Consider the following 1,464-nt stretch of genomic DNA (forward strand, 5'->3'; position numbering starts at 1 on the left):
CGCGTACGCGCCGGGCGCGAAGCTGCCCGAGTCGATGAAGACGCTGCCCGCGCCGCGCCTGGATGCCGACCTGAACGAGACGGCGCGCGTGTCCGCACGTTTCAATCTCGATACGCGCAAGCCGCTCGTCGTGTTCTGCCCCGGCGCCGAATACGGCCCGGCCAAGCGCTGGCCGCCCGAGCACTTCGCGTCGCTCGCGACCATCGTCCACCAGTCGTTCCCGTATACGCAGATCGTCGCGCTCGGCTCGCAGAAGGATGCGGCGGCCGCGCAGGCGATCGCCGACCACGCGCCGAACGTGCGCAACCTGTGCGGGCAGACGTCGTTGTCCGAGGCGTGCGCGCTGATCGCGCGCGCGAACGCGGTCGTCACCAACGATTCGGGGCTGATGCACGTCGCCGCCGCGTTGCGCCGGCCGCTCGTCGCGTTGTACGGATCGACCGATCCGCGCCACACCCCTCCGCTGTCGGATCTGGCGAAGGTACAATGGTTACATCTCGAATGCAGTCCCTGCTTCGAACGCGAGTGCCCGCTCGGCCACCTGAAGTGCCTGCGCGAACTCGGTCCCGAGCAGGTATTCGGCGATTTGCGCGGCATGCTCGTCGGGCAGCGCTGACCCTGACCGGCAGCGTCGCACGGCGCGCCGGGCAATCCGATTCACCGGTGTACGGCGGCTCGATCCGGGCCGCCGTGCTGAATACGGCGCGCGATGCGCGCGAGAGACAACCCCGATGCCACGTTTTGCCCGCCTGTTCGAAGCTGCTGCCGATACGCTGAACGCCTACTACCAGGCCGTCGCGGATGCCAATCTCGACGCGCTGCTGGCGCTGTGGATCGACGAGGATTTCGCCAGCTGCGTCTGGGCGGACGGCGAGCATCTGCACGGCCTCGACCAGATCCGCGGCGGGCTCGCCAACCGGCTCGCGACGCGCCCGGTCACGATCGAGCCGCTCGACATCCGCGTGTACGACAGCCTCGGCACGGTCGTCTATACGATCGCCGAAGCGCATCAGCAGGCCGACCTGACGGCCGAACCCGACATGGTTTTCGCGACGTACGTGATGATCCACGAACGTGGCGAATGGCGCATCGCGCACATCCACGCGAGCCCGATTCCTGAACAAGCGGCCGGACAATTCGCCGCGAAGATCCGTCACGGGCAGGGTCCGCTGCACTGACGAAAAACGAAGCAACGCATTAGCGGGGCGATCATGAGTACGGCTTCTCCGCCCACCTCGCCGCTGACCGGGCCCCCGGCCCCCGACGACGATTCATTGCGCTATCGCGCACCGCGCTGGCTGCCGAACAGCCATGTGCAAACCATCGTGCCCGCGCTGTTCGCGCGGCGTCCGGTTGTCGCTTATCGGCGAGAGCGATGGGAAACCCCCGACCACGACTTCATCGACCTCGACTGGGTCGCGCACCTCGACAGCGCGGCGCCAGCGCCCGACGCGCCGCTGTTCG

General features: G+C 68.0%; 2 protein-coding genes and 1 pseudogene. All 3 read left to right on the top strand.

Annotated elements, in window-relative coordinates; translation table 11 throughout:
- Positions 1-616 (top strand): lipopolysaccharide heptosyltransferase II (gene waaF / locus A9Z05_RS37470; protein ID WP_256121830.1); only part of this gene is annotated, 616 nt, incomplete at its 5' end.
- 115 nt (positions 617-731) lie between these two features.
- Positions 732-1,178, top strand: a complete 447-nt coding sequence (locus tag A9Z05_RS03240; RefSeq protein ID WP_006477934.1) for a nuclear transport factor 2 family protein — start codon at positions 732-734, stop codon at positions 1,176-1,178.
- Positions 1,179-1,211: 33 nt separating this feature from the next.
- Positions 1,212-1,464: pseudogene (locus tag A9Z05_RS03245) on the top strand (alpha/beta hydrolase); the annotation flags it as partial.

Origin of the sequence: Burkholderia sp. A2, from assembly GCF_001729305.1 — a bacterium.
Taxonomy (GTDB): Bacteria; Pseudomonadota; Gammaproteobacteria; order Burkholderiales; family Burkholderiaceae; genus Burkholderia; species Burkholderia sola.

What these genes read in the sequence shown, in the direction of transcription:
- A9Z05_RS03240 (WP_006477934.1), top strand. Translation starts at nt 732, where the DNA reads ATGCCACGTTTTGCCCGCCTGTTCGAAGCTGCTGCCGATACGCTGAAC.